This window comes from Streptomyces aureus (assembly GCF_001418135.1).
Classification (GTDB): domain Bacteria; phylum Actinomycetota; class Actinomycetes; order Streptomycetales; family Streptomycetaceae; genus Streptomyces; species Streptomyces aureus_A.
The window spans coordinates 1-6,780 of record NZ_LIPQ01000544.1; the positions used below are offsets into that span (position 1 = coordinate 1).

At 73.5% G+C, this 6,780-nt stretch carries 5 protein-coding genes; 1 reads left to right on the top strand and 4 read right to left on the bottom strand.

What is annotated here, in order from left to right; translation table 11 throughout:
* Positions 1-300: 300 nt before the first annotated feature.
* The 4 genes from AOK00_RS33520 to AOK00_RS33535 all read right to left on the bottom strand — a co-directional run bounded on the left by AOK00_RS33520 (position 301) and on the right by AOK00_RS33535 (position 5,816).
* Positions 301-2,739, bottom strand: coding sequence for a transglutaminase TgpA family protein (locus AOK00_RS33520; protein WP_055603915.1), 2,439 nt, complete (start codon positions 2,737-2,739; stop codon positions 301-303).
* Entirely contained in the window at positions 2,736-4,091 is a 1,356-nt protein-coding gene (locus AOK00_RS33525) for a DUF58 domain-containing protein (RefSeq protein WP_055603917.1), read from the bottom strand. Before AOK00_RS33525 ends, AOK00_RS33520 begins: the two co-directional genes overlap by 4 nt.
* On the bottom strand, positions 4,091-5,107 hold the full coding sequence (locus tag AOK00_RS33530) for an AAA family ATPase (RefSeq protein WP_055603918.1): 1,017 nt from the start codon (positions 5,105-5,107) through the stop codon (positions 4,091-4,093). Before AOK00_RS33530 ends, AOK00_RS33525 begins: the two co-directional genes overlap by 1 nt.
* 145 nt (positions 5,108-5,252) lie before the next feature.
* A complete protein-coding gene (locus AOK00_RS33535) occupies positions 5,253-5,816 on the bottom strand; it encodes a beta-class carbonic anhydrase (RefSeq protein WP_055603916.1) in 564 nt (187 codons plus the stop codon).
* A gap of 328 nt (positions 5,817-6,144) precedes the next feature.
* Here AOK00_RS33535 and rsmH point away from each other — a divergent pair.
* The coding region (rsmH, locus tag AOK00_RS33540) for a 16S rRNA (cytosine(1402)-N(4))-methyltransferase RsmH (protein ID WP_079042331.1) at positions 6,145-6,780 on the top strand (636 nt) is incomplete at its 3' end.

A 6,780-nucleotide genomic window follows, 5' to 3' on the forward strand; every position in this document is an offset into this window, starting at 1 on the left:
GACTTCGTCCAGGGGGGACCCCCAAGCGGGACGATTGCCCACACGGGGGTGGGTGAAGGCGCGGGTGGCGGGCCTGCGGGTCCAGGCGCGAGGGGCGGAGGCGCCGCCAAGGGCGCCGTCCCGTGTGCCCGCTCGTCCCTCCCCCAAGGACTTCGTCCAGGGGGGACCCCCAAGCGGGACGACTGCCCACACGGGGTTGGGAGCAGGGTGGCGGGCCCGCAAGGGGTGCTGGGCACGGGCCTGCGGGCCCCCACGAGGGCGAAGCCCCGGGGCCCGTGGGGACCCGGGGCCTCCCTCGGGTCAGGGGGATTCGCGGGGGGTTCGGCGGAGGGACGTCAGCGCGCGGGTCGTCGCCGTGTGGCGCTGGACCGACCACCTCGTCGTCGTCTCCGACCAGCGCGCCGCCGTCGACCAGCGGAGCCGGGCGGCCGAGCGCGGGGCCAGGAGGGCGCGAAGCCGCGTTCGGCGGTCCGCCGACGCGTGGAAGCCGGCCCGGATCCGGGCCGCCTCCTCCGCCAGGCCCGAAGCCGGCCGCGGGTTCGGCGCGTACAGCGCCTCCTCCACCGCCCGGGCCACCCGGTGCACCGCGTCCGCCGTCCCGCCGCCCAGTTCGCCCAGGTGGACGATCCGGGCCGCCGTACGCCTCGGGGTCTGCGACTCGTCCGGTTCGACCCCGTAGTCCCAGGCCGTGTCGACGATCTCCTGCCAGACGGCGAGCGTCCGCGCCGCCGTCTCCTCCGGGCCGCGCGCCCCGGTGGGCCCGGCCGGACCCAGGCGCCGTGCCCGTACCCGGGTACGCCACAGGAGGGGGAGCAGGGGGAGCGTCAGAACCGCCAGGACTCCGACGACGATCAGGACCACCGTCAGGGGGTCCGGGCCCCCGCCGGACGAGTCCGCGCCGGCCGCCGCCTCCTCCGGGCCGCAGTCGCCGAGCCGGCGCTCCTGCGGCGTGCAGCTCTCCGAGGCGCTGGGCGCGGCGGACGGCTGCGCCGAGGCGCTCTGCTCCGGCCGGGCGGGACCGGTGGCCGTACCCGAGGGCGTGTCGTCCTGGGTGTACGAGGGGGTGAAGCCCCGCGAGGGGGTGGGCTCGAACCGCGTCCAGCCCGCACCCTCGAAGTACAGCTCGGGCCACGCGTGCGCGTCCCGGATGCCGACCGAGACCGAGCCGTCGGTCTGCGTCGTGCCCGGCGTGAAGCCCACGGCCACGCGGGCGGGGATGCCCAGGGTGCGGGCCATCGCCGCCATCGAGAAGGAGAAGTGGACGCAGAAGCCCTCCTTGTCCTTCAGGAAGCGGGAGATCGCCTGCACGCCGGTGCCGGACTCGACGTCGACGTCGTAGCGGAAGCCGCCGTCCCGGGCGAACCACTCCTGCAGCTTCACCGCCTGCTCGTAGTCGTTGCGCGCGCCCTTGGTGATCTGGAGCGCGGTCGCCTTCACATCGGTCGGCAGCGAGGCCGGGACCTTGGTGTACTCGCGGCGGAGCTTCTCCGGGGCGTCCCCGGCCGCGGCCAGCTGCTCGGACGTCGGCTGTACGGACAGGCTGGAGACGGTGTAGCGGGCGCCCTTGGTGGTCTGCTTGTCGTCGCCGACGAGCATCCGGCCGGCCGGCTCGTACCGCCAGCGGCCGTCGATGTCGACGCGGCCGGCCGGGTACGGCATCGGCAGCCACTTCTGCTCGTACCCCTCGGAGGCGACGAAGTTGCTGGTCACCTCGGTGATCCGGACGCTCTGGGAGAGTCCGTCCGGCCAGGGGAGCCGCTTGGGCACGGCCTCGATGGGGCGGACCGAGGACTTCCACGAGGTGCCGTCGAACTGGTCGAGCGCGACGAGCCGCAGGTAGAGGCCGGAGGTGTCGCGGGCGTTGGTCCGGTAGCGCAGGACCTCCCGGTCCTCCGGCTGGCGGAGGTTGTCCTGGAGGGAGACCAGCGGGTTCACGGCCGAGATCGTGCCGCCGCGGCCCTCGCCGCCGGTTCCCTCGCCGTTGCCGTTGCCGATGAGGCCGCCGGTGAAGCCGGGCAGCGCGAACGGGACGACCATGGCGACGCCCATGGCCACGGCGCCGATGCGGCGACCGGTGCGGGCCGGGGCGAAGGCGGGGCCGCCGCCGCCCGCGACGGACGAGCCGGGCCGGGCGGAGCGCTGGGCGCCGCCGAAGACCCGGCCCCACTGCGAGAGCCGGTCGCGGCCCTCGGCGAGGAGGAGCAGGAGATAGCCGGAGGAGGCGAGGAGGAACCAGAGCCAGCCGGCGCCGCCGCCGGAGAGGCCGGCCGCCACCGAGTAAAGGGCGAGCAGCGGAAGACCGGCGGGTGCCGCCTTGCGGAAGGTGACGGCGAGGGTGTCCACCATGAGGCCGATGGTGACCACGCCGCCGACGAGCATGAGCCGGATGCCCTCGGTGTCCGGCGCGGGGATGGCGTACCGGCTGACGTCCTCGGCGCCCGCCGCGAACAGGTCGGCGGCGTGCGTGAAGACCTGCGGGCCGGGCAGGAACCAGAGGACCGCCTGCTCGCGGGCGAAGATCGCGGTCAGCGCGAGGACAGCGACGGCGAGCTGGGCGAGCAGGGTCAGCGGCCGGGCCAGCGGTGCCCGCCGGGCGAGCGTGCCCACCGCGCTCACCAGGGCGAGGACGAAGGCGGCCGTGAAGATCCAGGTCGCCGGCTTCACCAGGGGAAGCAGCGCTCCGGACGCCATCAGGGTGGCGCCCCAGGCGGCCAGGGTCAGCCGTGCGCGCCCGCTCATGACCATCCTCCGTAGGTGTCGGCGGCGGCGGACTCCGCGCGGACTCCGGCCGCCTGCTGCCACAGGTCGGCGAGCTTGGCCGCGGGCGGTACGGCCAGCGCCGTCCAGCCCGCCTCGCGCAGCTGCCGTACCCGGTCCTCGACGGCCCCGGCGACCGCGCCGCCGGTCAGCCAGGTCCCGGAGTCCAGGACGAAGGCCACGGCCGCGCCGGTGCGGTTCCGCATCCGGGCGGTCAGGGCCGCCTGCTCCTCGTCGAGATCGCCGACGAAGGCGACGAGCAGTCCTTCGTCGCCGCCGCGCAGCACGTCGGAGGCGCGGGAGAGACCGCCGCCCTCGGAGTGGTCGACGACCGCGAGGGTGTCCATCATCAGACCGGCCGACTCGGCCGAGTCCTGGGCCGAGCCGGCGAAGCCCTCGGTGCCCTCGCCGGGCACCGAGGTACCGGTGTCGGTGACGAGCCGGACCGCGTAGCCGCGCTCCAGCATGTGGACCAGTGCGGAGGCGGCGCCGGAGACCGCCCATTCGAACGCCGAGTCGGGGCCGGAGCCCTGGTAGGCGATCCGGCGGGTGTCGAGGAGGACGGTGCAGCGGGCCCGCTGCGGCTGTTCCTCGCGGCGGACCATCAGCTCGCCGTAGCGGGCGGTGGAGCGCCAGTGCACCCGGCGCAGGTCGTCGCCGTGGCGGTAGGCGCGCGGAATGATGTCGTCGTCACCGGCGAGGGCGAGCGAGCGCTGCTGTCCGTCGCCGTACCCCGAGGCCTCGCCGACGAGCTTCACCGGCGGCAGTGCCTCGGTCCGCGGGACGACGGTGAGGGTGTCGTACGCGCTGAAGGAGCGGGTCAGCTCGCACATCCCGAAGGGGTCGTTGAGCCGCAGCTGGAGCGGGCCCAGCGGGAAGCGGCCGCGCAGGTCGGAACGGACCCGGTAGGACACCTCGCGCCGGCCGCCCGCCTCGACCCGGTCGAGGACGAAGCGGGGGCGGGGGCCCAGCATGTACGGCACGTGGTCCTGGAGCATCAGCAGCCCGGTGGGGAGCTTGGAGACGTTCTCCATCCGCAGCTGGACCCGGGCCTCGGAGCCCGCCTCCACCCGCTGCGGGGTGAGCCGGCGGGAGGCCGCGACCCGGTAGCGGGTGCGGTGCAGCACGAGGACGCAGATCAGCGGCAGCGTGGCGAGCAGCAGTCCGACGCGCAGCAGATCGGCCTGCCCGAGGACGTACGCGCAGGCGGCGGCGGCCACTCCGGCGGCGAGGAAGGAACGGCCACGGGTGGTGAGACCGCCGAGGGCGGCCCGCAGACCGCCCCGGTCGTCCTCGTCGCCCCGCTGACCGTCCGGCACGGCAGCGGTGGTCATCACAGCCGCCGGGCGCCGGGCTGCTGGCCGTAGAGCGGTCCGGCGGGCGGGGCCGCGGCCGGGACGGGGGTGCGCTGCAGGATGTCCTGGACGACCTGCTCGGCGGTGCGGCGGTTCAGCTGGGCCTGCGCCGTCGGCAGCAGCCGGTGGGAGAGGACGGGCGCGGCGAGTGCCTGGAGGTCGTCGGGCAGCACGTACTCGCGGCCGCTGAGCGCGGCTGAGGCCTTGGCGGCCCGCAGCAGGTGCAGGGTGGCCCGCGGGGAGGCGCCGAGCCGCAGGTCGGTGTGGGTGCGGGTGGCGGAGACGATGTCGACCGCGTAGCGGCGTACGGCGTCGGCGACGTGGACCGCGCGGACCGCCTCGATCAGCTTGAGGATGTCGTGCGCGTGGGCGACCGGCTGGAGGTCGTCCAGCGGGGAGACCGAGCCGTGCACGTCGAGCATCTGGAGCTCTGCCTCGGCGCTCGGGTAGCCGATGGAGACCCGGGCCATGAAGCGGTCGCGCTGGGCCTCGGGCAGCGGGTAGGTGCCCTCCATCTCGACCGGGTTCTGCGTGGCGACCACCATGAACGGGCTGGGCAGCTCGTAGGTCTGGCCGTCGACGGTGACCTGGCGCTCCTCCATGGACTCCAGGAGCGCGGACTGGGTCTTCGGCGAGGCGCGGTTGATCTCGTCGCCGATCACGATCTGCGCGAAGATCGCGCCCGGCTTGAACTCGAAGTCCCGGCGCTGCTGGTCGAAGATCGACACGCCCGTGACGTCCGAGGGCAGCAGGTCAGGGGTGAACTGGATCCGGCGCACCGAGCAGTCGATGGACCGCGCCAGGGTCTTGGCCAGCATGGTCTTGCCGACGCCGGGGACATCCTCGATGAGGAGGTGTCCCTCGGCGAGCAGCACGGTCAGCGAAAGCCGTACGACCTCGGGCTTGCCCTCGATCACACTCTCCACCGATCTGCGCACCCGCTCCACAGTGGTGGTCAGATCAGTGAGGCTCGCTCGATCGTCATAGGTGGTCACCCGGCCCTCCTCGGCCTTCCGGAACACGGACACCTGCCCCCGTGGAATCTTCGGAGGGTGTCGCACCCCAGCATTCTTGTTCGCATGGCCGGGTCGTGTCACTTGCCGGCGGACAAGTGGGAGGGAAATGCCGGGCTTTGGGGGTTTACGCCGGGTCGGTCTCGGCGTCGGTGGTGGGGTCGATCTCCCGCAGGAGGCCGGTGGTCACGTCGAAGACGAAGCCCCGGACGTCGTCGGAGTGCAGCAGGAAGGGGGAGGTCCGCACCCGCTGCATCGACTGCCGTACGTCCTGGTCGACGTCACGGAAGGCCTCGACCGCCCAGGCCGGACGCTGACCCACCTCGTCCTCCAGCTCGTGCCGGAAGTCCTCGGTCAGCGACTCCAGGCCGCAGCCGGTGTGGTGCACCAGCATCACGCTGCGGGTGCCGAGGGCGCGCTGGCTGATGGTGAGTGACCGGATGACGTCGTCCGTGACCACGCCGCCCGCGTTGCGGATGGTGTGGCAGTCGCCGAGTTCGAGGCCGAGCGCGGCGTGCAGGTCGAGACGGGCGTCCATACAGGCGACGACGGCGACGCGCAGCACGGGACGCGCGTCCATGCCCGGGTCGGTGAAGTCGGCGGCGTAACGCGCGTTCGCGTCGACGAGACGGTCGGTGACCGTGCCGCCGGTGCGTATGGCGTCGGCAGTGGGGTGCGCGGAGGTCGACATGGTTCCGACGTTAATGGTCACAGGCCTGCCGGGCCCGCTGTGAGAGGGGACAAAGAACCGCATTGAGCCTTGTTGTGAGGTAACCCACAGGCCTGGACGGCGCCGCCCCGAACGGGTGAGCCGTCCGGAATGTCCCGCCGGCTCTCCGGCGCCGTGCGACGCGCCAGCCGGTTGATTGACCGGCGGGTCCCGTGGACTAAAGTGACGCGAAGTTCACGGAGACAACGAGCGACTTCCGCGGTTTCTCCCCCCGTGTGTGCGGCGGTACCTACGGCTCGGCCTTCATACCCGCTCGCCCGTACCTCCGCGCCGGATCTGAGAGGGCGCATTGAGCAACGACCGACACGTCCCGGTCATGCTCCAGCGGTGCCTGGACATGTTGGCCCCCGCCCTGCGGCGCCCCGGAGCGGTCGTCGTCGACTGCACCCTGGGCCTCGGCGGCCACAGCGAGGCACTCCTGCAGCAGTTCCCCGAGGTGCGGCTCGTCGCCCTCGACCGGGACAAGGAGGCCCTGCGGCTCTCCGGCGAGCGGCTCGCCCCGTACGGGGACCGCGCCACCCTCGTCCACGCCGTGTACGACGAGCTGCCCGAGGTCCTCGACCGGCTCGGCCTCCCCACCGTCGACGGCGTCCTCTTCGACCTGGGCGTCTCCTCCATGCAGCTGGACGAGGCGGACCGCGGCTTCGCCTACGCGCAGGACGCCCCGCTCGACATGCGCATGGACCAGACGACCGGCATCAGCGCGGCCGAGGTCCTCAACACCTACGCGCCCGGCGAGCTGGTCCGCATCCTCCGCGCGTACGGCGAGGAGAAGCAGGCCAAGCGGATCGTCTCGGCGATCGTCCGCGAGCGCGACAAGGAGCCGTTCAGCAACAGCGCCCGGCTCGTCGAGCTCATCCGCGACTCCCTGCCGCAGGCCGCCAAGCGCACCGGCGGCAACCCGGCCAAGCGCACCTTCCAGGCC

Coding starts and splice junctions, on each gene's coding strand:
- AOK00_RS33520 (WP_055603915.1), bottom strand. CDS start 2,739: ATGAGCGGGCGCGCACGGCTGACCCTGGCCGCCTGGGGCGCCACCCTG.
- AOK00_RS33525 (WP_055603917.1), bottom strand. CDS start 4,091: ATGACCACCGCTGCCGTGCCGGACGGTCAGCGGGGCGACGAGGACGAC.
- AOK00_RS33535 (WP_055603916.1), bottom strand. CDS start 5,816: ATGTCGACCTCCGCGCACCCCACTGCCGACGCCATACGCACCGGCGGC.